Raw genomic sequence first — 24,421 nt, 5'->3', positions numbered from 1 at the left:
CCGGCGTTCCCGCCGACCTACGATGCGCCGTCCGCGGCGCGGTCGCGGGCCACCCGCTCGTAGAAGCGGAGCAGTTCGAGGTTGTCGACTGAGCCGGGGTTGACGGCCTTGTCGAGCGGGGTGCCCTGCAGGAGGCGTTTGACGGGGACCTCGATGCGCTTGCCGGTGAGGGTGTGCGGGACGCCGGGGGCTTCGATGATGTCGTCGGGGACGTGCCGCGGCGAGAGCTGTTCGCGGATGGTGCGCTTGATGCGGTCGCGGAGGGCGTCGTCGAGGGTGGCACCGGGGGCGAGGTGGACGAAGAGCGGCATCCAGTAGCCGCCGTCGGGGAGTTCCAGGCCGATGACGAGGGATTCGCGGATCTCGGGGAGCCGTTCGACCGCCTCGTAGATGTCGGCGGAGCCCATCCGGACGCCCTGGCGGTTGAGGGTGGAGTCGGAGCGGCCGTGGATGACGACGCTGCCGCGGGAGGTGACGGTGATCCAGTCGCCGTGCCGCCAGACGCCGGGGTACATGTCGAAGTAGCTGTCGTGGTAGCGGGTGCCGTCGGGGTCGTTCCAGAAGCGGGTGGGCATGGACGGCATGGGGTTGGTGACGACGAGTTCGCCGACCTCGTCGACGACGGGCTTGCCCTGGGGGTCCCAGGCCTGGAGGTCGGTGCCAAGGCAGGCGGCCTGGAGTTCGCCGATGTGCACGGGGAGGGTGGGGACGGCGCCGGCGAAGCAGCTGCAGACGTCGGTGCCGCCGCTGACCGAGGCCATCCAGAGGTCGGCGTCGCTCTCCGCGAAGCAGTCGTGCAGCCAGCGGAAGCCGTCCGGCGGGAGCGGGGAGCCGGTGGTGGCGACGCAGGTGATGGCGGAGAGGTCGAGGTCGCGGGCCGGGTGGATACCGGCCTTGCGGCAGGCCATGACGTAGGCGGCGGAGGTGCCGAAGACGGTGGCGCGGGTGGTTTCGGCGACCCGCCACTGGGCGGAGATGTCGGGGTGGCCGGGGCTGCCGTCGTAGAGCACGATCGTCGAGCCCACCAGGAGGCCGGCGACGAGGAAGTTCCACATCATCCAGCCGGTGGAGGTGTACCAGAAGAACCGGTCGTCGGGGCCGAGGTCGCAGTGCAGGCCGGTCTGCTTGAGGTGTTCGAGCAGGATGCCGCCCTGGGACTGGACGATGGCCTTGGGAAGCCCGGTGGTGCCGGAGGAGTACAGGACCCAGAGGGGGTGGTCGAAGTCGACCTGTTCGAAGACCGGTTCGGTGTCCTGGGTGGTCAGGTCCGACCAGTTCAGGGCGCCTTCGGGGGCGGGGGTGCCGAGCAGCGGGATGTGGACGACGGCCCGGAGGGTGGGGAGTTCGGCGCGGAGTTCGGCGACGGTGTCGCGGCGGTCGTGCTCCTTGCCGCCGTAGCGGTAACCGTCGACGGTGAAGAGGACGACCGGTTCGATCTGCTGGAAGCGGTCCAGCACGCTGCGGGCGCCGAAGTCGGGGGCGCAGGAGGTCCACACCCCGCCGACCGCGGCGGTGGCCAGCAGCGCGACGACGGCCTGCGGGATGTTGGGGACGTAGGCGCTGACGCGGTCGCCGGGGCGCACGCCGAGGCGGCGCAGCTCGGCGGCCAGCGAGCCGACCTGGGCACGCAGCTCCGACCAGGTGACGGGCGTGGGCTCATGGGTCTCGTCGACGTGGAGCAGCGCGGGGGCGTCGGCGCGGGCCGCGTCCTCGGCGGCGCGCAGGGCGTGCTCGGCGTAGTTGAGGGTGGCGCCGGGGAACCAGCGGGCGCCGGGCATCGTGCGGTCGGCGAGCACGGTCTCGTACGGCGTGGCGAAGCGGACGTCGAACCACTCCGCGGTGGCCTGCCAGAAGGCGGGGAGGTCGTCGACGGACCAGCGGTGCAGGTCGGCGTAGCTCGTTGCGGGGTCGCCGGTCGTGGGGGCGGGCGCGCCGTGGTGGGCGGCCGCCCAGGTGTGGAAGCGGGTGACCTGTGCGCCGGCGATGCGGTCCGGGCCGGGCTGCCAGAGGGGTTCCGGCTGTGGGGCGGACTGCGGTGCGGTGGTCATGATGGGCTCCCGGACGGTACGCGTCGTATGCGTCGGGCGCACACGACGGTGGGGGTCCCCCGCCCTGGCGTGTGCGCGTGACACGGTTTTGCCTGGACGATGCCATGTGATCGACTCCTGCACCAGGGTGGGCTGCTCACATTCGGGGCGGTGGCGGATGTGGTCCGGCCAACGGGTGCCGGGACGCGGCGGGATCCGGCCATGGCGGGGCGATCCGCGGGCCCGAAGGTGGCCGAGCGTGACCCGGTGCAGGTGAACGGCAGTTGAACGGTGCCCGCGCACCCGGTCGTCAATGGCAGGCTGACCGGCATGGACGGGCGGGATCTGGTGCGGTCGGTACGGGTGATCAAGGCGGTCGGGCCGGCGCAGGGGCTGCGGTCCGTGCGCGCGGCGTGGCGGTCGCGGCGGGCGGATGCGCTGGCGTTGCCGCGGCGGGTGGCGGAGCGGGCGCGGGTGCCGGGGGCGGCGCGCGGCGCGGAGCCCCAGCCGGGCGGCGGGGTGATCCATTTCGCGCGGTCGTCGCTGCGGGTACGGGTGGCGGCGGGCGGTGCGGTGTTCTGCGGCTGGGACGGCGCCGCGCCGGAGCCGTCGTATGCGCTGGCGGGGGCGTGTCCTGAAGTGGACGCCCGGGTGGTGCTGGAGCCCGATACGGAGGGCGGCTGGCGGGTGGTCTCCGAGCGGGTGCTGGTGGTGGTGTCCCGGCACGGCGCGGTGGAGGTGCGCACGCCCGGCGGGGCGGTACTGCGGCGGGAGTTGCCGCCGCGCTGGTGGGAGAGGGTGAGCGAGGACAGTGCCGACGGTGCACAGGGGCGCGCCGGGCGGCCCGAGGGCGGTGGCGCCGCGCGCTGGGTGCAGCGCGCGGAGGTCGCGGCCGACGCCCGGTTCTTCGGGCTGGGCGGCCGGGCGCACGGGCCGCGGCTGCGGGACGGGGTGTACCGGCTGTGGAACACGGACCCGGGCGGTGCCTTCGCGCCGGGTGACGATCCGTTGTCGCTGACCATGCCGGTTCAGCTGGTGGTGGCGGACGCCGGTACCCATCTGGTCTTCCACGACAACTCCTGGGACGGCCGGGTGACGCTGCGCGAGGGCGCGGAGGGGGCGGGCTCGGGTCATGACCGGCCGGGCACCTGTGAGCTGCGGATGGACGGCGGGCCGCTGCGCTACTGGGTGCTGGCCGGCACCCCGGCCCGGGTGCTGCAGGGCTGGACGGCGCTGACCGGGGCGCCCGCGCTGCCGCCGCTGTGGGCGCTGGGGCATCAGCACGCCCGGTGGGGCTTCGCCGGCCAGGACGAGGTGCGCAGCGTGGTCGCCGGCTACGCGGAGCGCGGGCTTGCGCTGTCCGCCGTCCATCTGGACATCGATCACCACGACCGGCACCGGGTCTTCACCGTCGATCCGGAGCGCTATCCCGATCTGCCGGGTCTGGCACGGGAGTTGCGTGCCAAGGGGGTGCGGCTGGTGTCAATCGTCGATCCCGCGGTGAAGGCGGAGCCGGGGGACGCGGTGTACGAGGGCGGGGCGGCGGCGGACGCCTTCGTACGGGACGCGCGGGGGCGGGAGGTGCGCGGGCTGACGTGGCCGGGTGAGTCGGTGTACCCGGACTTCACCGAGGCGCGGGTGCGCAAGTGGTGGGGCGGGCTGTACGCGGAGCGGCTGGCGCAGGGCTTCGCGGGGTTCTGGCACGACATGAACGAGCCGGTTTCGTTTGCCGCCTTCGGGGAGCGGACGCTGCCGCGCTCGGCGCGGCATGCGCTGGAGGGGCGGGGCGGCGACCACCGGGAGGCCCACAACGTCTACGGTCTGGCGATGGCGCGGGCCGGCTTCGACGGGCTGTGCGAACTGCGCCCGGACGAGCGGCCGTTCCTCTTCTCCCGCTCGGGCTGGGCGGGGATGCAGCGCTACGGCGGCACCTGGTCGGGCGATGTGGCGACGGACTGGCCGGGGCTGCGGGCCTCGCTGTCGCTGGTGCTGGGGCTGGGGCTGTGCGGGGTGCCGTACAGCGGTCCCGATATCGGGGGGTTCACCGCACGGCCGTCCCCGGAGCTGTATCTGCGGTGGTTCCAACTGGGCGCCTTCCTGCCGCTGTTCCGTACGCACTCGGCGCTGGGGGCGGGGCGGCGGGAGCCGTGGGAGTTCGGGGCCGAGGTGCTGGAGCATGCCCGTACGGCGCTGGGGCAACGGCAGCGGCTGCTGCCCTATTTCGAGACGCTGGGCCAGTTGGCGCGGCTGACCGGGGCGCCGTATGTGCGGCCGGTGTGGTGGAGCGCGCCCCGGGACCGGGCGCTGCGGGACTGCGAGGACGCCTTTCTGCTGGGGGACGCGCTGCTGGTGGCGCCGGCGCTGGCGGCGGGCGTGACCCGGCGGCCGGTGCGGCTGCCGCGCGGCCGGTGGTACGACACCGCGACCGGGCAGGCGTACGACGGGCCCGGGCAGGTGTGGGTGGAGGCGCCGCTGTCGCGGATTCCGGTGCTGGCACGGGCCGGTGCGGTGGTGCCGGTGGCCGGGGCGGACGGTGGAACGGAGCTGGAGGTGTGGGCGCCGGCGGCCGGGCGCGGTGGCAGCGGGCTGGTGGTGCCGGATGCCGGGGACGGCTGGCAGCGGCCGACGGTGGAGCGCTTCACCTCGCGGCGGGAGGGCGACCGGGTGGTCGTGGAACGGCGGGACGGGGACGCGGTGGGATATCCGGTACGGGTGCGGGGACTGACGGACGGGTAGCGGCCGGGGGGTGCGTAGGGGCTTCCCCTCCGGCTGCCGCGCCTGGTAAACGGAGGGCCATGCCGAGACTTGCTGCCGCACTGCGCGGCCTGGCCGTCGCTGCCGCCGCCCTGTTGACCGTCACCGTGCTGCCGTCGCCCGCCGCGGAGGCCGCCCGTCGGCCGGTGCCGTCGTCCGGGATGCCGAAGGAGTTCGTCGCGCTGCGCGAGGTGGACCCCACGATCATCCAGGAGATGCGCTACCCCACCCCGCACACCTTCATGGGAGTGCCGGTGGACGGCTACCGCAGGCCGGTGTGCCTGCTGACGCGGGACGCCGCACGGGCCCTGCACCGGGCCCAGCGCTCGTTCCTCCGGCGCGGGCTGTCGCTCAAGGTGTACGACTGCTACCGGCCGCAGCGCGCCGTGGACCACTTCGTACGGTGGGCCAAGGACCTCGGCGACCAGCGGATGAAGGGCGAGTTCTATCCGCGCGAGGACAAGACGAAGCTGTTCGACGACAGCTATATCGCGGCCAAGTCCGGGCACAGCAGGGGCAGTACGCTCGATGTGACGCTGGTGCGGCTGCCGGCCGTGCCGACCCGCCCGTATGTGCCGGGCGAGCCGCTGACGTCCTGCTACGGGCCGCGGGCCGGACGGTTCCCGGACAACTCGCTCGACATGGGGACCGGCTTCGACTGCTTCGACACGCTCGCGCACACCCTCGATCCGCGCATCCACGGGCGGCAGCGGGCGAACCGGCTGCTGCTCAAGCACGGGCTGGAGCGGGCCGGCTTCGTGAATCTCCCGGAGGAGTGGTGGCACTTCACCTTCACTCCGGAGACCTTTCCGGACACTTACTTCGACTTTCCCGTGCAGTGAGCGGGGCCCCTTGTCGGGGAGGCTGTCGGCGGGCCTGGTCGGGCGGGCCTGTAGTGGGCGGGCAGCCCCGCGTGCTCGTTACCGGGTGTGATGGTCCGGGGACACGGAACCACCCCCGTGGATCCCGTGCCCCGAACCCTGCTGTGAGGGACGCGGGCCGGCCGCATCCGGTTGACGCAGGACCGCGAAGTCGTCCCTTCGGCTGATGCCCCTGTCTCGCCGGTGACCTCAGAGGCGGCCGCCGGCCGGGTCCGACGAGAGCCGCTGGGCCGCCCGGACGGGGAGGACGGACAGGGCGATGAGCAGCGCGGCCACCACATTGACGACCGGGGCCTGGTGCGGGCGGGCGAGGTTCTCGTAGATCCAGATCGGGAGGGTCCGGGTGCCCGCGCCCGCCGTGAAGGTGGTCACCACGACCTCGTCGAAGGAGAGCGCGAAGGCCAGCAGCGCCCCGGCGAACAGCGCGGGCCGCAGCGCCGGGAAGGTGACGTGGCGCAGGGTCTGCCAGGGGCGGGCACCCAGGTCGGCGGAGGCCTCGGCCAGTGACGGGCCGATCCGGCGGAGCCGCGCGGCGACGTTGTTGAAGACGATCACGACGCAGAAGGTCGCATGGCCGACGACGACCGTGAACAGGCCGAAGCCGATCCCCAGCGGCGTCAGGACGGTGCGGAACGCCGCGTTGAGGGCGATGCCGGTGACGATGCCGGGCAGCGCGAGCGGCAGCACGATCAGGAACGAGACGGTCTGCCGGCCGAAGAAGCGGTGGCGATGCACGGCGAAGGCGGCGAGCGAGCCGAGGACCAGGGCGAGGGCGGTGGCGCACAGGCCCGCCTGCAGCGAGGTCCACAGCGCGTCGCGGGCGCCCGCGCTGTGCAGGGCGCGCCGCCACCACTCGCCGGTCAGCGCGCCGGGCGGCCAGGCGAACGAGGGGTCGGCGTTGAGGGAATTGAGCAGGACCAGGAGCAGCGGGAGGTAGATCAGGGCCAGGCCGGCGGCCGTGATGCAGCCGAGGACGATGCGGGCGGTGCGGGTGAGATGCATCCGGCTGCCTCCTGCGGACCGGTCAGAGCGAGTCGAGTGCGCCGGCCCGGCGGACGGCGGCGAGGTAGCAGACGACGAGGACGACGGGGACCGCCGAGAGCGCCGCGGCGAGCGGCAGATCGAGGGTGACCTGGGAGGCGATGACATTGCCCAGCAGCTGGGTGCGGCCGCCGACGATCTGCACGGTGAGGTAGTCGCCGAGGCTGAGCGAGAAGGTGAAGACGGAGCCGGCCAGGAGCGCCGGGCGCACGGCGGGGGCGACCACGGAGCGCAGCGTGCGCAGGGCGCCCGCACCGAGGTCGGCGGACGCCTCCAGATGGTGGGCGGGCAGCCGCTCCAGGGCGGCGTGGAGCGGCAGGATCATGTACGGCAGCCAGAGGTAGGCCAGCACGATCACGACGGCGGTCGTGCCGTAACCGGGTCCGTGCAGGCCCAGCGGAGCGAGCGCCGCATTGACGATGCCGTGCTCGCCGAGCATCACCCGCCAGGCGTACGCCTTGACCAGATAGCCGGCCCACAGCGGGGTGAGCACGGCCACCAGGAGGACACGGCGCAGCCGGCCGTTCGCCACCCAGGCCATGAAGAAGGCCATGGGCAGCGCGAGCAGGGCGTCGAGGAGCGTGACGACGACGGCGATGCCGAGCGTCCGCAGGGCGACCGTGCGGTAGACGGGGTCGGTGGCGATCTCCCGGAAGTTGTCGGCGGTGAAGGAGTGCACGACGTCCGAGGTGAAGGGGTCGGTGGTCCAGAAGGCCGAGAGGAGCAGCACGGCGAGGGAGCCGAGGTAGGCGAGGATCAGCCAGAGGAGGGGCGGGGCGAGGAGTGCGGCGAGCCGGGCCCGGGCGCCCGGCTCGCGTTCGGTGACGGACACCGGCTGCCCCCGCTCAGCCCTTGATCTCCGTCCAGGCGCGGGTCCATTGCGCGTAGTCGGTGCACTTGACGTTCTTGCGGCCGTCGAGGCACTGCGGGACGGGGGTGGTCCAGAAGTGGACGCGGCGGTAGTAGGCCTCGTCGTCGGCGTGGTAGACGGCGCAGTGGTGGGGGTCGGCGGTCTCCCGGCAGGCCTTGGCGTTGGCGGGGGCCTCGCCGAAGTACTCGGCCACCTGGGCGTTCACCTTCGGTGAGACGATCCAGTTGAGCCACTTGTAGGCGCAGTTGGGGTGGGCGGCCTTGGCGGAGACCATCCAGGTGTCGGACCAGCCGGTCGCCCCCTCCTTGGGGAGGACGGCCTTGACGGGGGCCTTCTGCGCGGTGGCAGTGTTGGCGATGACCTGCCAGGTGGTGCCGATGACGCTGTCGCCGCCCTTGAAGGCCGTGACTTCCTTCTGGTAGTCGCTCCAGTATTCGCCGATGTTGTGCCGCTGCTTCTTCAGCAGGGCCACGGCGGCGTCGAGTTGGGTGCGGTCCAGGGCGTAGGGGTCCTTGATGCCGAGGGCGGGGCGGGTCTTCATGAGGTAGAGGGCGGCGTCGGCGATGTAGATCGGGGAGTCGTAGGCGGTGACCTTGCCCGAGTATTTGGAGGCGCCGTCGAAGACGGCCTTCCAGGAGTCGGGGGCCGGGGAGACCTTGTCGGTGCGGTACATCAGCAGATTGGCGCCGCGGCCGTGCGGAATGCCGTACATCTTCCCGTTCTTGGAGTTGAACGGGCGCATCTTGAGGCCGCTGAAGACGTCGCGGTAGTTCGGGACCAGCCGGGTGTTGACCGGCGCCACGTCCCCGGCGGCGATCAGCCGCAGGGTGGCGTCGCCGGATGCGGACACGGTGTCGTACTGCCCCGTCTTCATCAGCGAGACCATCTCGTCGGAGGTCCCGGCGATCTTCGTGTTGACCTTGCAGCCGGTCTGTTTCTCGAACGGGTGCACCCAGTCGGCCTTGGGATCGTTGGAGCCGTCCTCGGCGTATCCGGCCCAGGCGATGAGGTCGACCCGGCCCTCGCCCTTGCCGACGCTCTTCTGCTCGGCGGCTCCCCCGCCGCCCGTCCCCCCGCCGGAGCCGCAGGCCACGGCCAGCAGCAGTACTCCGGCCGCCACAGCGGCCTTCCACGGATTCGCGTTGCGCATGGTGAACTCCCGCTGTCGCACACGGCTGTCGAGCACCGTCAGTATCCGGAAGTTGACCATCTGCCACCAGAGCGCCTCGCCGACGGACCCGCCGGTGCGGTACCCGACGGCGGGTCAGCCGGGCACCGCGGACGCGTCCTCGGCGCGCCAGATCAGATGCACGGCGCCACCCGGACGGACGGCCGGCGGCAGGGGCCCGGAGTTCAGCCGCAGTGCGGTGAGCCGGTCGTCGCCGCCGTCGAGGTGGACCACGCAGCGGAGGTGGGCGCCGGCGTGCACGATCTCGGCGATCCGGCCGGGCACGCTCCGCTCCCCCGGCCCCGGGGTGCCGTCCGGGCCGTCGGGAGCGGCGATCCGGATCCGCTCGGGGCGGATGCTGTACGTGCCCGGGGCACCGACGACGCGGACCGCGGCCGGACCGCTCAGCAGGTTGGTGGTGCCGACGAATCCCGCGACGAACGCGGTGGCCGGGCGCTCGTAGATCTCCAGCGGCGGGCCGGTCTGCGCGATCCGGCCGCGGTCGAGGACGGCAAGGCGGTCGCTGAGCGTCAGCGCCTCCTCCTGGTCATGGGTGACGAGGAGGAAGGTGACGCCGGTGGCGCGCTGGATGCGCTGGAGCTCGCGCTGCATCTCCTGGCGGAGCTGGAGATCGAGCGCGCCCAGGGGCTCGTCGAGCAGCAGCAGGCCCGGGCCGTCGATCAGCGCGCGGGCCAGGGCGACGCGCTGGCGCTGGCCGCCGGAGAGCTCGGCCGGGCGGCGCGGGCCGTGGTCGTCGAGCCGTACGGTGCGCAGGGCCTCGCGGGCGCGGGCGAGGCGTTCGGACTTGCGCACCCCGGCGACGGTCAGCGCGTAGGCGACGTTCTGTTCGACGGTCATGTGCGGGAAGAGCGCATAGTCCTGGAAGACGGTGTGCACGTCGCGCCGGGCGGCCGGGAGTGCGGTGACCTCATGGCCGGCGAGTTCGATACGGCCCGAGGTGGGCCGCTCGAAGCCGGCGATCAGCCGCAGCAGGGTGGTCTTGCCGGAGCCGGAGGGGCCGAGGAGGGAGAAGAACTCCCCCTGGTGAATGGTGAGTTCGGCGTGGTCGACGGCGCACACCGGGCCGAACTCCTTGCGGACGGCAGTGAGCCGTACGGCGGGTGCGGCGGCCGTGCGGACGGGCCGGTCGTCGGTGCGGACGTCAGGGCGGGCGGCTTCAGCCACGGGCGCTCCCCCTCGTGAACGACGTGATCGCCCGGACTGTACCGGGGTTCCGCGCCGGGCGGCACCGTGCCACACTCCTGACGTTCCGTCAGTTCTGGGGTTCCGGGAGGGCCGGCCGCCGGTCCGCTGCCGTCCGGCTCGCCGTTGCCGGCCCGCCGTTCCCGGTCTGCGCTTGGGGAGGGTCCGTGACACGTACGCGGAAGCCGGCGGTGCCGGGGTGGTTCGATCAGGACGCGGCGGACTTCCGGCTGCTGGGCACGCGGTGCCGGGCCTGCGGCGCGGTGTTCTTCCCCCGCGAGGACACCTTCTGCCGCAATCCCGCGTGCGGCGGCGACGAGCTGGTGGAGGTGCCGCTGTCCCGGTACGGCACCGTCTGGTCGTACACCGATGCGCGCTATCGACCGCCCGCGCCCTACGTCTCCGACCCGGACACCGAGTGGCAGCCGTACGCCCTGGTCGCCGTGGAGCTGGCGGCGGAGCGGATGGTGGTCCTCGGGCAGGCCGCGCCGGGCGTCGGCGTCGCGGACCTGGCTGTGGGCGCCCGGGTCGAGCTGGTGCCCGGGGTGCTCGACGAGGATGACGCGCACAGCTGGACCACGTGGCAGTGGCGGCCGGTGGGGGTGGGGCGGGGGGTGGGGGGCGGAGGCGTTGGCGCGGAAACCTCACCTCTACACCCGCCCACCCCCCGAAGGGGGGTGGGCGGCGGGGAAAAAACCTCCGGGGAAAAAACCTCCGAGGGAAAAACCACCGAGGAAAAAACCTCCAGCACAACCAAACCCCAAGCCACAAGGCGCCCCCAAACCCCCCCGAGCTCCCCAACCAACCCACCCCACGACATAGCCGTACTGGGCGCCGCAATGCACCCCTGGGGCAAGTGGGGCCGCAGCTTCATCGAGTACGGCACCAAAGCGGCCAGGGCGGCGCTCGCGGACGCCGGGCTCGACTGGTGTGCCGTGCAGAGCGTGGTCGGGGCGGACACGGTCCGCGGCGGCTACCCCGGGTATGTGGCGGGCGCGACCTTCGCCAAGGCGCTGGGCTGGCAGGGCGCCCGGGTGACCAGCGTCTACGCGGCCTGCGCCTCCGGCGCCCAGGCCATCGGCACCGCGCGGGCGCAGATCCTCTCCGGCCTGGCGGACGTGGTCCTGGTGGTCGGCGCCGACGCCGCGCCCAAGGGCTTCTTCGCCCCGGCGGGCGGTGACCGGCCCGACGATCCGGACTGGCTGCGGTTCCGGCTGCTGGGCGCCACCAACCCGGCGTACTTCGGACTGTACGCACGCCGCCGGATGGCGCTGTACGGCGATACGGCCGACGACTTCGCGCAGGTGAAGGTGAAGAACGCGGCGGCCGGCGCGGTCAATCCGTACGCCCGCTACCGCAAGCCGGTCACCGCCCAGGAGGTCGCGGCATCGGCAGTGGTCGCCGATCCGCTGCGGCTGCTGGACATCTGCGCCACCTCCGACGGCGCCGCCGCACTCATCCTGACCAGCATGGACTTCGCACGGCGGCACGGCGCGGCCGATCCGGTGCGGATCCGTGCGGTCTCCACGGCCACCCCGCAGTACCCGCGGACCGTACTGGACCTGCCGGACATCGCCACCGACTCCGCGGCCGCCGTACCGGAGCCCGCAACCGGCTTCCGTGCCTCGATCGCGCGCACCGCCTACGAGGAGGCCGGGATCGGCCCCGAGGACCTCTCGCTCGCCGAGGTCTACGACCTGTCCACCGCGCTGGAGCTGGAGTGGTACGAGGATCTGGGGCTGTGCGGCGCCGGTGAGGGTGCCGGGCTGTTGCGGGACGGGGTGACGGCGCTGGGCGGGCGGCTGCCGGTGAATGCCAGCGGCGGTCTGAGCTCGTTCGGCGAGGCGGTGCCGGCCCAGGCGATCGCCCAGGTCTGTGAGCTGACCTGGCAGCTGCGGGGACAGGCCGGCGGCCGTCAGGTGCCCGGTGCCCGGGTGGGCGTAACCGCCAATCAGGGGCTGTTCGGGCACGGGTCGGCGGTGGTGGCGGTGCGGTGAGTGCGGTGAGTGCGGTCCAGGAGGGTGCGGGAGCCGACGGCTGACGGGGTGCGCACGGGCCTCGTCGCGTCGGTCCGCAGACATCAACAACCTCTGCCGCACGCGACCTTGACGCCCCCTCAGCACCGGTGAACACTTCCGGATGCCAGTCGGCACTGCCGTACTCAGGCACCCCGGCCCGGTGGCAGCGCTGCCCGCTGCCCGCCGGTGGCACGCACCCTGCACGGAGGACCGGGGGACGTCCCCGGGCGAGGGCCTAGGAGCCGCCATGTATACCAATGGGGACATCTTCGTCGGTGAAGTGATCGGTACCGCGATACTCATTCTCTTCGGCGCCGGTGTGTGCGCCGCCGTCACCCTGCACCACTCCAAGGCGAAGGGCGCCGGCTGGGTCGTGATCGCCTTCGGCTGGGGCATGGGCGTGCTGGCCGGCGCCTACACCGCGGCGCCGCTGTCCGGCGGGCATCTCAACCCCGCGGTGACGGTCGGCTCCGCGATCGCGGGCGGCACCCCGTGGTCGAAGGTGCCGCTGTACGTGCTGGCGCAGATGATCGGCGCGGCGGTCGGAGCCGTACTCGCCTGGGCGCTGTACTACGCGCAGTTCGCCGCCAACGCGGAGCGGGCCACCGCCCAGCCGACGCTGGGGATCTTCTCCACCGGCCCGGAGATACGCAAGCCGGCCGCCAATCTCGTCACCGAGGTCATCGCCACCGCCGGGCTGGTGCTGCCGCTGCTGTGCTTCGGGCAGAACAAGGGCATCGGCATCGGCCAGGTCCCCGGCGCGCAGGCGGGCGTCTACGGCTCGGGGATCAATGTGCTGCTGGTCGCGCTGCTGGTGGTCGGTATCGGGCTGTCGCTGGGCGGGCCCACCGGCTACGCCATCAACCCCGCGCGGGACCTCGGTCCGCGCCTGGTGCACGCCGTACTGCCGATACCCAACAAGGGCTCCTCCGACTGGGGTTACGCCTGGATACCGGTGGCCGGACCGCTGATCGGCGCGGTGCTGTCCGGCCTGGTCTACCGGCTGGCGTTCTGACCCCGGCGTGTCGCACGGACCGGCCCCAGCCCCGCTGCACCCACTCACCAGGACGCCAGGAGGCGTGACGGCATGACGGAGCACACCGGGAAGACCGAGAAATATGTAGCCGCGATCGACCAGGGCACGACCTCCAGCCGCTGCATCATCTTCGACCACGGCGGGGCGATCGTCGCCGTCGACCAGCGCGAGCACCGTCAGATCTTCCCCAAGCCGGGCTGGGTGGAGCACGACGCCACCGAGATCTGGTCGAAGGTGCAGGCCGTGGTGGCGGGCGCGCTGACCAAGGCGGGGCTGCGCGCGGACCAGCTCAGTGCGCTGGGCATCACCAACCAGCGGGAGACCACGGTCCTGTGGGACCGCGCCACCGGCCGGCCGGTGCACCATGCGATCGTCTGGCAGGACACCCGGACCTCCCAGCTGTGCGCGGAACTGGGCGGCGCGGACGGCCAGGACCGCTTCCGGGAGGCCACCGGGCTGCCGCTGGCGAGCTACTTCTCCGGGCCGAAGGCGGCCTGGCTGCTGGACGAGGTGCCGGGGCTGCGGGCCCGGGCCGAGCGCGGCGAGATCGCGTTCGGCACCATCGACTCCTGGCTGATCTGGAATCTGACCGGCGGCACCGACGGCGGGGTGCATGTCACCGATGTGACCAACGCGGGCCGCACGATGCTGATGAACCTCTCCACCCTGCAGTGGGATCCGGCGATCCTGTCGGCGATGAACGTGCCGGCCGCGATGCTGCCGGAGATCCGGTCGTCGGCCGAGGTGTATGGCACGGCGGTCGGGCAGCTGCACGGGGTGCCGGTGGCCGCCGCGCTCGGCGACCAGCAGGCGGCCGTCTTCGGCCAGACCTGTTACGGCGTCGGCGAGGCCAAGAACACCTACGGCACCGGCTCGTTCCTGCTGCTGAACACCGGCAACCGCCCGGTCCCGTCCAAGAGCGGGCTGCTGACGACCATGGGCTACCAGCTCGGCGGCGAGGCACCGGTCTACTGCCTGGAGGGGTCGATCGCCATCACCGGCGCCCTGGTGCAATGGTTCCGCGATCAGCTCGGCCTCATCGCCTCGGCCGACGAGATCGAGCCGCTGGCGGCGAGCGTTCCCGACAACGGCGGGGCGTATGTGGTCCCGGCGTTCTCCGGCCTCTTCGCGCCCTATTGGCGCTCCGACGCCCGCGGGGTGATCACCGGTCTGACCGGTTTCGTCACCAAGGCGCATCTGGCGCGCGCCGTACTGGAGGCGACCAGCTGGCAGACCCGTGAGGTGGTGGACGCGATGTTCCAGGACTCGGGGGTGCGGATCACCCGGCTCAAGGTCGACGGCGGGATGACCGCCAACAGCCTGCTGATGCAGCATCAGGCGGATGTGCTGGGCGTACCGGTGATCCGCCCGGTGATTTCGGAGACCACCTGTCTGGGCGCGGCGTACGCGGCCGGGCTGGCGACCGGTGTCTGGCAGGACCTGGACGAGCTGCGGACCCACTGGCAGCGCGACGAGGAGTGGACTCCGCGGATGGACGGGCCGAGCCGTGACCGCGAGTTCGCCCAGTGGCGCAAGGCGGTGGAGCGCAGCTTCGGCTGGCTGGCACCGGACGGTTCGGCGGATTCCTAGGCCCTCTAGTCACAGGAGAGACGTACGGCCCGTACCCCGGACGGCGGGGTACGGGCCGTGCTTCCGCGCCCCGTCAGGGAAGCGCGGGCTCCCGCCGGCCGGCGCCGGCCTCCCTCGCGTGCTCGACGACGGAGATCAGCACATCGCGGGCATCGTTCTTCAGCCGGGCGTCACACAGCATCACCGGGATCTCGGGGGCCAGATCCAGGGCTTCGCGTACGGCCTGCGGCGGATAGCGGTCGGCGCCGTCGAAGCAGTTTACGGCGACCGTGAAGGGCAGCCCGCGGCGCTCGAAGTAGTCGATGGCGGAGAAGCTGTCGGCGAGCCGACGGGTGTCGGCCAGCACCACGGCGCCGAGCGCACCGCGCGCCAGTTCGTCCCACAGGAACCAGAAGCGGTCCTGGCCGGGGGTGCCGAACAGATACAGCACCAGCCCCTCGTTGACGGTGATCCGGCCGAAGTCCATCGCGACAGTAGTGGTGGTCTTGGCCTCCACACCGTCGAGGTCGTCGACCGGCCGGCCCGCCTCGGTCAGCCGCTCCTCGGTGCGCAGCGGTTGGATCTCGCTGACGGCACCGACCAGGGTGGTCTTGCCGACCCCGAAGCCGCCCGCGACCAGGATCTTCAGCGTCACCGGCTCGGCGGCGGCGGACCGGCGGCGACGGTCGGAACGCCCAAAGGCCATGGGATTCTTCTCCTGAATTGCCGGGTGTGCGGGTGGAGCTCACGCTTGGTCCCCGGGCGTCGGCGCACGAGGCGGCACGTGCAAGGGAACGGTACAACGTGCTCAGCACGGGGCCCACTTGAGATGCATCACGCCCCGGTTACACCAGGGGTCCAAGGCCGCCAACCTGCCCAAAAGGGCGCCGCGCACGGCCGTTGAGGCGGGTGGACCCGGCCCCGGCGGGCGCTCAGCGCGGGGTGAGGGCCTGGGGCCGGTCGAGCAGCCCCAGCAGGTGCACCAAGCTGGATTCGATGAAGGCGCACAGCTCGTCCCGGGCGCCGGGCTGCTCCGCCGGCCAGGTGGTGGCCGCCTCCTCGGCGAACGCCATCCAGGCCCGGGTGGCGAGTTCGGCCTGCGGGGCGTCCGGCATACCGAGCCGCCGTCTGCCGTCGTGCACCCGGCGGGCGACGGTCTCCCGGGTGGCGCCGACGATGTCGGTGACCGCGGGGTGGCTGCCGGCGGCGCCCCGTACCAGGGCGAGGTACACCTGCCGGTGCTCCAGGACGTACGCCACGAAGCCCGCGATGAAGGCCCGCATCCAGGCGACCGGTTCCAGGGAGCCGTCCGGTTCCGTCGCGGCGGTGAAGCGGTCGCACTCGGCGCGGACCACCGCGCGGTAGAAGTCGCGCTTGGAGTCGAAGTAGTGGAAGAGCAGTCCGCGGGAGATCCCGGCCCGCCGGGCGACCTCATCGGTGGACAGCTCGTCCAGGGAGCGGTCGGCGAGCATCTCCAGCCCGATGCCGACCAGTTGCTCCCTGCGCTGGTCGGAGGTGAGTCGGGTGGTGCGTCTGCCGGACATGCGCGCAGTGTACGGCGGCGGGCCGGGGCCGCCGAGGGTCCCGGCCCGTCCCGGCCTCAGGCGTACTGCCCCAGATGGTCCAGGATCTTGGGCGCGACCACGTCAGGGACCTCTTCGGGCAGCCAGTGGCTGGCGCCCTCCAGGGCCTCGAAGCGGTAGGGGCCGTCCACCCACTCCCCCGTCGACTCGGCGGCGCCGCGGCCCAGGGCGGTGTCCTCGCTGCCCCACAGGAAGAGGGTGGGCACGCTGATCCGGCCGGCCGGGACCGAGATGACCGACTCGGGGGCGCGGTACCAGTTCAGGGTGGCGGTGAGCGCGCCCGGTGCGGAGAGCCGGCGGACATTGCCGTCCACGAGGGCGTCGGGGACCTTGCCGGCGTAGACGGCGCGCAGCCGGGCGGCGTCGTCGGCGAGCAGCGCGGTCTCCGCGGCGCCGCCGTCGCGGCGGAAGGAGCGGACGTAGTCGAGCCGGTGGTGCTGGGTGGTATCCGTGGCGGCGGCGCGGTTGAGCGCGTCCGGGTGCGGGGTGGCCAGCACGGTCAGGGACTTCAGCCGCTCGGGGTGGGCGCCGGCCAGCGCCCAGGCGACCATGCCGCCCCAGTCGTGGGAGACGAGGTGGAAGCGGTCCGCGCCCTGGGAATCGGCGAAGGCCAGCGCGTCGGCGACGAGTTCGGGCACGGCGTAGTCGGCGATCCGGTGCGGGCGGGCGCGCGGCGAGTAGCCTCGCTGGTCGACGGCGACGGCGCGGTAGCCGGCCGTGCCCAGGGCGGGGAGCACCTCGCTCCAGGAGTCGGCGAACTCGGGCCAGCCGTGCAGCAGCAGCACGAACTCCCCGTCGGCGGGCCCGCAGGCCAGTGCGTCGTAGGTGTGCGGGCCGGCCTGGATCTCCAGGCGTTCGAAGCGTTCCGGGGTCTCGTCCGTGGCCATGGCGACGCATCTCCTCCTGTTGACAGCTGCTCAACAGGCACCGTACCCCGGCGTTTGCGCCGTGCTCGACGAAGCCCCTGCCCACGGACGGCACTGCGAGATCCGGGCTCCGCCCGGGCGCCGAGGGAGTTCAGCGGGCCGCCGCCCCGACCGAACGAACCGGAGGGCAGCGGCCACCGGACCGCGGGGAGTTCACAGCGCGCGCAGGCCGTCGATCACCTCGCGCAGCACCTTCTCGTCCGGCAGCTCGGCCGGCGGTACCGGCCGGCTGACGTGGACCAGGTCCGCATCCAGCAGATCCCCGATCAGCACCCGTACGACGCCGACCGGCAGGTCGAGTCCGGCCGCCAGCTCGGCGACCGACAGCGGCTCCTGCCGGCACCGCTCCACGATCTCCACATGCTCGGGCGACAGCATCTGATCGTCGACCGCCTCTTCCGCGCGGCTCTCGGCGATCACCAGCGCGATCAGGTCGAGGCGTCCCTCGGCGGCCGTACGGGTACGGCCGCGGGTCATCGCGTACGGGCGGACGACCGGGCCCGCGTCGTCGTCGAACCAGCGGGCCGTCTCCCGGTCCCGCGGCGCCCGGCCGTCCTGCTCGCTCATGCCTGAACCTCGCCCTCGCACCTGCGAGGCACGCACCCTGGAACGATGAGCTCGCTGCGCTCGCTCATGGCGTCACCATCGTCGCGCTCAGATGGCCGGGCCGGACCGGGGCGCGGTGCCCAGGTGCGTGCCCACGCGCTTGACCAGCAGCGTCATCTCGTAGGCGATCAGCCCGACATCGGAGTCCGCGTCGGCCAGTACGGCCAGGCAGCTGCCGTCGCCGGCCGCGCTGACGAACAGGAACGCCTCGTCGAGCTCGACCATGGTCTGCCGGACGTGGCCGGCGTCGAAGTGCCGGCCGACGCCCTTGGCCAGGCTGTGGAAGCCGGAGGCGACGGCGGCCAGATGCTCACCGTCCTCGCGGGTCAGGTCCTTCGAGGCCCCGGTGGCCAGCCCGTCGCTGGACAGCACGAGTGCCTTGCGGATGGAGCCGACCCGCTCGACCAGTTCGTCCAGGAGCCAGTTCAGCTCACCGGATCCCTTCGCCGAGACCGGTGCGGTGGAAGCTGCTGCCTTCGGTGCGGTCATGGACCGTCCCCTCCCGATGTGGTTCCTGGTGGTGCGGTGGTGCCCGTGCCGTCGCCGTCGTGCCTGGCGGCGTCACGGTCGCCGGAGCCTGTGCTGTCCTCCGGGCCGGTGGTGGCCGGGTCCTCGCCCGGTGCTGGTGCGCTTTCGCGCGGGTTCTCTCCGTTGTCGCGGCGGCCGCGCTGCCAGCCGCGCTGGAGCGAGGCCATCCGGGCGCGGACCGCCTCGGCGTCGCGGTCGTCCGCGGCCGGATGCTGCGCCGGCGCCTGCTCCGCCTCGGCCGCCGGGTCCTTCTTCAGCTGCGGCGCGAGGCTGGCCTGCCGTACCCGGCGGGGCAGGCCCTGGGCCGTGGTCGGCCCGGAGGGGTCGTGGTCCGCGACGGGCCGCGGGCCGGCCGGGGGCGGCGGGTCCTGCGGCGTGGCGGACGACGGCCGACCGGACTCGGAGCCGCTCGCGTCGCGTTCTCCGGAACGGGAGCGCTCGGCGCCGGGCCGGTTGGCGCCCCGCTTGCCCGCCGCGTCACGGTCGTCGACCGTCCTGCCGTGGTCGGAGACCAGCACCGGCGGACGGTGGCGGCGCGGCAGTGGCGCCAGCCCGCCGCCGGGCGCCTGGTCATCGGTCTGCTGGTGCTGCTCGCCGTCGGGCACGGGCCGCACCGGCGCGATGTTGCGCGGTGCGGAGGACGGGCCCTTGCGGTCGCGGCCGCGCTCCCGCTTCCTGAAGGGGCCCTCCTCGTCGTCGGCGGGAGCCGGCTCGTCCCGGTCGAGCGGCGCCTCCAGTTCGACCGGTCCGTCGATCACGGCCGGCGTGCGCCGCTCCCGCACGGGCAGCGGGCCCGGCGCCTGGGAGAGCGCGGCCAGCTTGCCCGCCGCATGCTCCAGTTCATTGCCGACCGGGCCGCCGGGCAGACCGTCGGGCGCGCCCTCGTCGTCGGCCCGGCCGCCCTCGGTGAGCAGCGTCCCCGGGATGAAGACCACGGCGGTGGTGCCGCCGTACGGCGAGGGCTGCAGGGAGACCCGTACGTCCTGCCGCCGGGCGAGCCGGCTGACCACGAACAGCCCGAGCCGGTCGGTGTCGGACAGCTCGAACTCGGGGGTCTCGGCGAGCCGGAGGTTGGCCTCCAGCAGCAGATCGGGGGCCATGCCCAGACCGCGGTCGTGGATCTCCAGGGTGAAGCCGTTGGCGACCCGCTCGCCCAGCACCTGCACGGCGGTGTGCGGCGGGGAGAAGACCGTGGCGTTCTCCAGGAGTTCGGCTATCAGGTGCGTGAGGTCGGACACCGCGGGACCGTCCACCGCGAGCCGGGGCAGCCGGCGCACCTCGATCCGCTCGTAGTCCTCCACCTCGGCGACCGCCGCGCGCACCACGTCCATCAGCTGGATCGGTTTGCGCCACTGCCGGGAGGGGGCCGCACCGGAGAGGATGACCAGGCCCTCCGCGTGCCGCCGCATACGGGTGGTCAGATGGTCGATCCGGAAGAGGTCGGCGAGTTCGTCGGTGTCCTCGGTGCGCCGTTCCATGGCGTCCAGCAGGGTCAGCTGGCGGTGCAGCAGGACCTGGCTGCGGCGGGCGAGGTTGACGAAGACCTCGGAGACGCCGCGGCGCATCTCGGCCTGCTTGACGGCGGCCTCGATCGCGGCCCGCTGAAGGGTGTGCAGCGCCTGGCCGACCTGGCCGGTCTCGTCCGGGCCGAATTCGAGCCGGGGCGCCTCGGTCTCCACATCGACCTGTTCGCCGGCCGCTAGCCGGCGCATCACGCTCGGCAGCCGTACGCCGGACACCTCGTGGGCGGTCTTGCGCAGCCGGATCAGGTCCCGGACGTGGCGGCGGCCGATGCGGAAGGAGACGACGACCGAGACCAGCAGCGCGATGAAGCCGAGGACGCCCGCGATGGCCGCCTTGAGCAGGATGTGCGTGGCGACCGGGGCCACCCGGTCCTGGTAGCGGTCGGCGGCGCCCTTGTCCATCCGGTGGAGGTCGCCGAGCACCCGCTGCGCCGCGGCGTTCCACCGCTCGGCGTTGACCGCGTGCGGTCCGTCCTTCGCGCCGGCGGCGATCACCCGGTCCTCGTACGAGGTCAGCTCGCCCGCCTTCGCCGAGTGCCAGTAGTCCTGGTAGCTGCCGCGGTCCCGGGCGGGCAGGACGGGCAGGCCGGTGCGGTAGAGGAGCCGGCGCTCGGCGACCCGGTCGGACACCGACCGCAGATCGCGCGCGCTCATGCTGCCGGAGGCCAGCACCGCGGACATCAGGGCGTCCTCACGGGAGAGGGTCTCCCGGGCACGGGTGAGGGTGACCAGCGCCCGTGCCTGTTTGTCCATCTCCACATTCTCCAGCGCGTGGAGTGCGGAAAGGAAGTCATAGCCGGGATCGACAAGGGAGTTGTAGCTCTCCAGGGCCTCGTCGCGGGTGACGGTGTTGTCCTGGACCTGGGTGCGCAGCGAGCCGAGCGAGGACAGGCCCTTGAGGACGCCGTTCATCCGGCTGCCGGCCTCGCCGGACAGGTCCTCGCGGGTGTCGCGGGTGTCGGTGTCGGCCCGCAGCTCGGTGACGGCCTCGTCGGTGGCCCGGGTCCGCCGGCGGAGCGCGTCCAGTGCGTCGGCGTCGCGCCGGTCGGCGAGGTACAGCAGACTCTGCCGGCGCTCCTCCTGGAGGGTCAGGATGACGTTCTCCACCGGATAGCCGAGATGCTGTACGACGTTGCCTACATCCAGCAGCTGGTTGGCCTCACGACCGGTGAGGTAGGTCGTGAACGCCCACAAGGACGTCAGGGACAGCAGTGGTACGAGCAGCAACGCCACGATCTTCCGGCGGACCGACTTCCCGCGAAAGCGCATGGCCTCCCCTACGTCAACCCCGGCGCACGGGGGTGGTGTTCCGTCAACAAACGGCGCGAGCCTACTACTCTCGGGTGACCTAGCCGAAGGCCTCTCGTGACCCCGGGGAGCCGGGCCGCGCGGGATCGTCATGAGTTGTCCGCCGATTCCCGGACAACCCGCCCCGCGTGCGGCGACCCGGTCCGCGCATCGATGTCCGACGGCCTGCCGGGCGGTTGGCCGGTTTTTCTCTACCCCGGGTAACCCTGAGCGGCTCCGGTGCGTGACCATGGAGGGGTACGGGGTACGACACCAAGGGCATGTACCGGGCGAAATGCGGGCAGTCCCCAAGGAGTCGGACACGGGGCACGTGCGGGGAGGGTGACGCGTTCATGGACACCGGCAGACGGCCGTTGTGGCAGGAGGAGCCGGCGACCCGGCACCGGATGGCGGATCCGGTGCGCACCGCCGCGGTGCGTGCCGTCATCATCGTGGCCCTCACCCTGATTCAGGCCATGGTGGCGTTCCTGTGCACGCTGGCGGGCTCCTGGTTCGCGTTCCCCGCGGTGCTCAGCACGGTCGCCAGCACCGTGGTCGCCACCTGGGCGGTGCTGGACGTCTGGGTCACCCGGCAGGTGTGGGTGCAGCGCAACGGTGTGCAGTCGCAGCCGAGCTCCACGGCCCGGGAACTGCGCCGTGAGCGGCGCCGCGCGCGGCGGCAGCAGCGCCGGGAGTCACGGGAGGGCCCGTCGCGGGCCCCGCGCACTGCGGCGTGAAACGGCCGGGCGGCGGGCCCGGGATCTACGCGACGACGGCCTCTTCCCGTACGGCGGGCCGTACATGAATCATGCCGTCCAGGACGCTGACGTCGTGGGTGCGCACCGGCCGGCGGGCGGGCAGGCAGGCCGCGGCTCCGGTCCGCAGGTCGAACAGGGCCGCATGCAGCGGGCATTCCACGAAGCAGCCCTCGACCCAGCCCTCGGAGAGCGAGGCGTCCTGGTGGCTGCAGGTGTCGTCGACGGCGTAGAAACCGCCCTCGGTGTGGAAGACCGCGATGGCCGGTGTGGTGTCGTCGATCTCGATCCGTACGGACTCACCCTCGGGCAGGTCCTCGATGCGGCAGACGGGAATCATCTGGCCCCCCTCTCGCTGATCGGTATCATGTGTTCTGAATAACGCATCGCAGAGCGCGATGCGCAACAGAATCCAAGCCGGGGAGCGGGCCGTCAAGGGCTTCCCGACAGATGCCTTCAGACGTGCCCCGCGGGGGCCACCGGGTGGTGACACAAAGACCCATGTCGAACACGAACGATGCGGCAGACGACCGGTCCGAGGAACGGCGCGCCGGGGCGGGATCCGTCCAGTCCGTGGACCGCGCGGTGAGCGTGCTGGAGATCCTGGCCAAGCTGGGTGAGGCCGGGGTGACCGAGATCTCGGAGGAGCTGGGCGTCCACAAATCGACCGCGTTCCGGATCCTCGGGGTGCTGGAGAACCGCGGTCTGGTGGAGCAGGAGAAGGAGCGCGGCAAGTACTACCTGGGCGCCGGGGTGCTGCGGCTGGCCGGCGCCGCGGCCATCCGGCTGGACATCTCGCAGGAGGGCCAGCCGGTCTGCCGGGCGCTCGCCGAGGACACCGGGGAGACCGCCAACATCGCGGTGCTGGACGGCGATGCGGCGGTCAACATCATGCAGGCCAGGGGCTCCGCGGCGGTCACCGCGTACAACTGGCTGGGCCGCCGCACCCCGCTGCACGCCACCGCCAGCGGCAAGGTGCTGCTGGCGCATCTGCCGGCGCAGCGCCGGGAGGCCCTGGTGACCCGCAAGCTGCCGCGGTTCACCGAGCACACCCTGACCACGGCGGCCGGCCTGCGCGAGCAGCTGACCGCCGCGCTCGCGGACGGATTCGCCTGCACCAGCGAGGAGTTGGAGATCGGGCTCAATGCGGTGGCGGCCCCGGTGCGGGCGCACGACGGTGCGGTGATCGGGGCGATCGGCCTCTCGGGGCCGGCGTACCGCATGGAGCGGGAGCTGCTGCCCGAGCTGGCGGAGCGGTCCGCGAAGGCGGCCGCCGAACTCTCCCGCCGTATGGGGTACGCGGGTTGAGGCGGCTTGCGGAAAATCCCCCTTGACGGATCCCTTGCGGACTTCCAGCATGTCTCCCATAGCGCAACCAATCGCGCTATAGGCAACACGGAGCCAGCGGTGGGCCGCCCACCGCCGCTGTCCCCACCGCTCACCGCGCACCACTCCAACCCCTCACAGGCATCCGTGCCACCTCACGCGTGCTACCCGCCCCTGCTGCCACCGCAGGCGCTGTTTTAGGAGTGAGACATGCCGCACGAAGCCCGCGCCGTCGTCGCCCTCAAGAAGGGCGCCCCCGTCGAGGTGCTGCCGATCCTCGTACCCGATCCCGGTCCGGGCGAAGTGCTCGTGACGGTCCAGGCCTGCGGGGTGTGCCACACCGATCTGCACTACCGCGACGGCGCGATCGGCGGCGACTTCCCCTATCTGCTCGGCCATGAGGCGGCCGGGGTGATCGAGGAGGTCGGCCCCGGCGTCACGGACCTGGCGCCCGGCGACTATGTGGTGCTCGCCTGGCGGGCGCCCTGCGGACAGTGCCGCTCCTGCCGCCGCGCCCGCCCCTGGTACTGCTTCGCCTCGCGCAACGCCGACCGGGCCATGACCTTGATGGACGGCACGGAGCTGACCGCGGCCCTGGGGATCGGCGCGTTCGCCGAGAAGACCCTGGTGGCCGCCGGGCAGGCGGTGAAGGTCGATCCGTCGGCGCGCCCGGAGGCCGCCGGCCTGATCGGCTGCGGGGTGATGGCCGGCTACGGCGCCGCCGTGCACACCGGCGGGGTGGGCAGCGGGGACACCGTCGCGGTGATCGGCTGCGGCGGGGTCGGCAACGCCGCCATCGCGGGCGCCTCCCGGGCCGGTGCACGACGCGTCATCGCCGTCGATCTCGACGACGGAAAACTGGACGCCGCCGAGCGGTTCGGCGCCACCGACACCGTCAACTCCCGCGGCACGGACCCGGTCGAGGCGGTCCGTGCGCTCACCGGCGGGCACGGCGCCGACGTGGTGATCGACGCGGTCGGCCGCCCGGAGACCTACCGGCAGGCGTTCTACATGCGCGATCTGGCGGGCACGCTGGTCCAGGTCGGGGTGCCCGCCCCGGACATGCGCATCGACCTGCCGCTCCTCGATCTCTTCTCGCACGGCGGCGCACTGAAGTCGTCCTGGTACGGCGACTGTCTGCCCAGCCGCGACTTCCCCGTACTCATCGATCTGTTCCTGAGCGGCAAGCTCGATCTGGAGCGGTTCATCAGCGAGACCATCGCGCTCGACGACCTCGAAACGGCCTTCACGAAGATGCAGCGCGGGGAGGTCCTGCGGTCGGTCGTCGTGGTCTGACCGTCCGCAGGGCCCCGCGCCAC

20 protein-coding genes and 1 pseudogene are annotated in these 24,421 nt (G+C 72.7%); 9 read left to right on the top strand and 12 right to left on the bottom strand.

Annotated features, from left to right (window positions below; translation table 11 throughout):
- Positions 1–17 precede the first annotated feature (17 nt).
- The gene (locus tag CPH93_RS31105) at positions 18–2,048 is read right to left on the bottom strand and encodes an acetoacetate--CoA ligase (RefSeq protein ID WP_096214744.1); all 2,031 of its coding nucleotides are present in this window, start codon (positions 2,046–2,048) and stop codon (positions 18–20) included.
- Between the two features lie 309 nt (positions 2,049–2,357).
- Between CPH93_RS31105 and CPH93_RS31100 the strand changes: the two genes are divergently transcribed.
- On the top strand, positions 2,358–4,763 hold the full coding sequence (locus CPH93_RS31100) for a glycoside hydrolase family 31 protein (protein WP_096215663.1): 2,406 nt from the start codon (positions 2,358–2,360) through the stop codon (positions 4,761–4,763).
- A 59-nt stretch (positions 4,764–4,822) separates the two neighbouring features.
- On the top strand, positions 4,823–5,623 hold the full coding sequence (locus tag CPH93_RS31095; RefSeq protein ID WP_096214743.1) for a M15 family metallopeptidase: 801 nt from the start codon (positions 4,823–4,825) through the stop codon (positions 5,621–5,623).
- 228 nt (positions 5,624–5,851) lie between these two features.
- On the opposite strand, the gene CPH93_RS31090 is transcribed toward CPH93_RS31095, so the two are convergent.
- From CPH93_RS31090 to CPH93_RS31075, 4 genes are all read right to left on the bottom strand, one after another.
- Positions 5,852–6,664 (bottom strand): ABC transporter permease, encoded by an 813-nt coding sequence (locus CPH93_RS31090; protein ID WP_093481941.1) that lies wholly within the window; start codon positions 6,662–6,664, stop codon positions 5,852–5,854.
- A gap of 22 nt (positions 6,665–6,686) precedes the next feature.
- Positions 6,687–7,535, bottom strand: coding sequence for an ABC transporter permease (locus CPH93_RS31085; RefSeq protein WP_096214742.1), 849 nt, complete (start codon positions 7,533–7,535; stop codon positions 6,687–6,689).
- Positions 7,536–7,548: 13 nt separating this feature from the next.
- The gene (locus CPH93_RS31080) at positions 7,549–8,724 is read right to left on the bottom strand and encodes an ABC transporter substrate-binding protein (protein ID WP_096215662.1); all 1,176 of its coding nucleotides are present in this window, start codon (positions 8,722–8,724) and stop codon (positions 7,549–7,551) included.
- Between the two features lie 114 nt (positions 8,725–8,838).
- Positions 8,839–9,927, bottom strand: coding sequence for an ABC transporter ATP-binding protein (locus CPH93_RS31075; RefSeq protein WP_093648583.1), 1,089 nt, complete (start codon positions 9,925–9,927; stop codon positions 8,839–8,841).
- Between the two features lie 185 nt (positions 9,928–10,112).
- Here CPH93_RS31075 and CPH93_RS36485 point away from each other — a divergent pair.
- The 4 genes and pseudogenes from CPH93_RS36485 to glpK all read left to right on the top strand — a co-directional run.
- Positions 10,113–10,553, top strand: a pseudogene (locus tag CPH93_RS36485) (Zn-ribbon domain-containing OB-fold protein); the annotation flags it as partial.
- Between the two features lie 210 nt (positions 10,554–10,763).
- Positions 10,764–11,942, top strand: coding sequence for a lipid-transfer protein (locus CPH93_RS36480; protein WP_267895754.1), 1,179 nt, complete (start codon positions 10,764–10,766; stop codon positions 11,940–11,942).
- Between the two features lie 268 nt (positions 11,943–12,210).
- Complete coding sequence (locus CPH93_RS31065; protein ID WP_096214740.1) at positions 12,211–12,978, top strand: MIP/aquaporin family protein; 768 nt, start codon at positions 12,211–12,213, stop codon at positions 12,976–12,978.
- 72 nt (positions 12,979–13,050) lie between these two features.
- Positions 13,051–14,589: a glycerol kinase GlpK gene (gene glpK, locus CPH93_RS31060; protein WP_096214739.1), complete on the top strand. Its 1,539-nt coding sequence runs from the start codon at positions 13,051–13,053 to the stop codon at positions 14,587–14,589.
- Between the two features lie 73 nt (positions 14,590–14,662).
- On the opposite strand, the gene CPH93_RS31055 is transcribed toward glpK, so the two are convergent.
- The 6 genes from CPH93_RS31055 to CPH93_RS31030 all read right to left on the bottom strand — a co-directional run bounded on the left by CPH93_RS31055 (position 14,663) and on the right by CPH93_RS31030 (position 21,003).
- Complete coding sequence (locus CPH93_RS31055) at positions 14,663–15,274, bottom strand: GTP-binding protein (RefSeq protein WP_006607155.1); 612 nt, start codon at positions 15,272–15,274, stop codon at positions 14,663–14,665.
- A gap of 226 nt (positions 15,275–15,500) precedes the next feature.
- On the bottom strand, positions 15,501–16,112 hold the full coding sequence (locus CPH93_RS31050) for a TetR/AcrR family transcriptional regulator (RefSeq protein WP_093481947.1): 612 nt from the start codon (positions 16,110–16,112) through the stop codon (positions 15,501–15,503).
- Positions 16,113–16,168: 56 nt separating this feature from the next.
- Positions 16,169–17,038 (bottom strand): alpha/beta fold hydrolase, encoded by an 870-nt coding sequence (locus CPH93_RS31045; RefSeq protein ID WP_096214738.1) that lies wholly within the window; start codon positions 17,036–17,038, stop codon positions 16,169–16,171.
- A gap of 192 nt (positions 17,039–17,230) precedes the next feature.
- Positions 17,231–17,644: a DUF742 domain-containing protein gene (locus CPH93_RS31040; RefSeq protein WP_093481949.1), complete on the bottom strand. Its 414-nt coding sequence runs from the start codon at positions 17,642–17,644 to the stop codon at positions 17,231–17,233.
- Between the two features lie 87 nt (positions 17,645–17,731).
- Positions 17,732–18,172: a roadblock/LC7 domain-containing protein gene (locus tag CPH93_RS31035; protein WP_093481950.1), complete on the bottom strand. Its 441-nt coding sequence runs from the start codon at positions 18,170–18,172 to the stop codon at positions 17,732–17,734.
- Positions 18,169–21,003 carry a nitrate- and nitrite sensing domain-containing protein gene (locus tag CPH93_RS31030; protein ID WP_096214737.1) on the bottom strand — a complete coding sequence of 945 codons (2,835 nt, stop codon included), beginning with the start codon at positions 21,001–21,003 and terminating at the stop codon, positions 18,169–18,171. Before CPH93_RS31030 ends, CPH93_RS31035 begins: the two co-directional genes overlap by 4 nt.
- 371 nt (positions 21,004–21,374) lie before the next feature.
- On the opposite strand from CPH93_RS31030, the gene CPH93_RS31025 reads away from it, so the two are divergent.
- Complete coding sequence (locus CPH93_RS31025) at positions 21,375–21,758, top strand: hypothetical protein (protein ID WP_093481952.1); 384 nt, start codon at positions 21,375–21,377, stop codon at positions 21,756–21,758.
- A gap of 25 nt (positions 21,759–21,783) precedes the next feature.
- Here CPH93_RS31025 and CPH93_RS31020 read toward each other — a convergent pair whose 3' ends face one another.
- The gene (locus CPH93_RS31020; protein WP_096214736.1) at positions 21,784–22,116 is read right to left on the bottom strand and encodes a bifunctional 3-phenylpropionate/cinnamic acid dioxygenase ferredoxin subunit; all 333 of its coding nucleotides are present in this window, start codon (positions 22,114–22,116) and stop codon (positions 21,784–21,786) included.
- A gap of 161 nt (positions 22,117–22,277) precedes the next feature.
- Between CPH93_RS31020 and CPH93_RS31015 the strand changes: the two genes are divergently transcribed.
- Both CPH93_RS31015 and CPH93_RS31010 read left to right on the top strand, forming a co-directional pair.
- Positions 22,278–23,084: an IclR family transcriptional regulator gene (locus CPH93_RS31015; RefSeq protein ID WP_093481954.1), complete on the top strand. Its 807-nt coding sequence runs from the start codon at positions 22,278–22,280 to the stop codon at positions 23,082–23,084.
- 228 nt (positions 23,085–23,312) lie between these two features.
- The gene (locus tag CPH93_RS31010; RefSeq protein WP_096214735.1) at positions 23,313–24,398 is read left to right on the top strand and encodes an S-(hydroxymethyl)mycothiol dehydrogenase; all 1,086 of its coding nucleotides are present in this window, start codon (positions 23,313–23,315) and stop codon (positions 24,396–24,398) included.
- Positions 24,399–24,421 lie beyond the last annotated feature (23 nt).

The sequence above is a fragment of the Streptomyces sp. 2323.1 genome, assembly GCF_900221035.1.
Lineage (GTDB): Bacteria > Actinomycetota > Actinomycetes > Streptomycetales > Streptomycetaceae > Streptomyces > Streptomyces sioyaensis.
The sequence above is the reverse complement of the archived record's forward strand: the minus strand, read 5'-3'. Positions and strand labels throughout refer to the sequence as shown.

Excerpts from the sequence above, each read along its gene's own strand:
- CPH93_RS31105 (WP_096214744.1), bottom strand. The coding sequence starts at position 2,048 with ATGACCACCGCACCGCAGTCCGCCCCACAGCCGGAACCCCTCTGGCAG.
- CPH93_RS31100 (WP_096215663.1), top strand. The coding sequence starts at position 2,358 with ATGGACGGGCGGGATCTGGTGCGGTCGGTACGGGTGATCAAGGCGGTC.
- CPH93_RS31095 (WP_096214743.1), top strand. The coding sequence starts at position 4,823 with ATGCCGAGACTTGCTGCCGCACTGCGCGGCCTGGCCGTCGCTGCCGCC.
- CPH93_RS31090 (WP_093481941.1), bottom strand. The coding sequence starts at position 6,664 with ATGCATCTCACCCGCACCGCCCGCATCGTCCTCGGCTGCATCACGGCC.
- CPH93_RS31080 (WP_096215662.1), bottom strand. The coding sequence starts at position 8,724 with ATGCGCAACGCGAATCCGTGGAAGGCCGCTGTGGCGGCCGGAGTACTG.
- CPH93_RS31065 (WP_096214740.1), top strand. The coding sequence starts at position 12,211 with ATGTATACCAATGGGGACATCTTCGTCGGTGAAGTGATCGGTACCGCG.
- glpK (WP_096214739.1), top strand. The coding sequence starts at position 13,051 with ATGACGGAGCACACCGGGAAGACCGAGAAATATGTAGCCGCGATCGAC.
- CPH93_RS31055 (WP_006607155.1), bottom strand. The coding sequence starts at position 15,274 with ATGGCCTTTGGGCGTTCCGACCGTCGCCGCCGGTCCGCCGCCGCCGAG.
- CPH93_RS31050 (WP_093481947.1), bottom strand. The coding sequence starts at position 16,112 with ATGTCCGGCAGACGCACCACCCGACTCACCTCCGACCAGCGCAGGGAG.
- CPH93_RS31045 (WP_096214738.1), bottom strand. The coding sequence starts at position 17,038 with ATGGCCACGGACGAGACCCCGGAACGCTTCGAACGCCTGGAGATCCAG.
- CPH93_RS31040 (WP_093481949.1), bottom strand. The coding sequence starts at position 17,644 with ATGAGCGAGCAGGACGGCCGGGCGCCGCGGGACCGGGAGACGGCCCGC.
- CPH93_RS31035 (WP_093481950.1), bottom strand. The coding sequence starts at position 18,172 with ATGACCGCACCGAAGGCAGCAGCTTCCACCGCACCGGTCTCGGCGAAG.
- CPH93_RS31030 (WP_096214737.1), bottom strand. The coding sequence starts at position 21,003 with ATGCGCTTTCGCGGGAAGTCGGTCCGCCGGAAGATCGTGGCGTTGCTG.
- CPH93_RS31025 (WP_093481952.1), top strand. The coding sequence starts at position 21,375 with ATGGACACCGGCAGACGGCCGTTGTGGCAGGAGGAGCCGGCGACCCGG.
- CPH93_RS31020 (WP_096214736.1), bottom strand. The coding sequence starts at position 22,116 with ATGATTCCCGTCTGCCGCATCGAGGACCTGCCCGAGGGTGAGTCCGTA.
- CPH93_RS31015 (WP_093481954.1), top strand. The coding sequence starts at position 22,278 with ATGTCGAACACGAACGATGCGGCAGACGACCGGTCCGAGGAACGGCGC.
- CPH93_RS31010 (WP_096214735.1), top strand. The coding sequence starts at position 23,313 with ATGCCGCACGAAGCCCGCGCCGTCGTCGCCCTCAAGAAGGGCGCCCCC.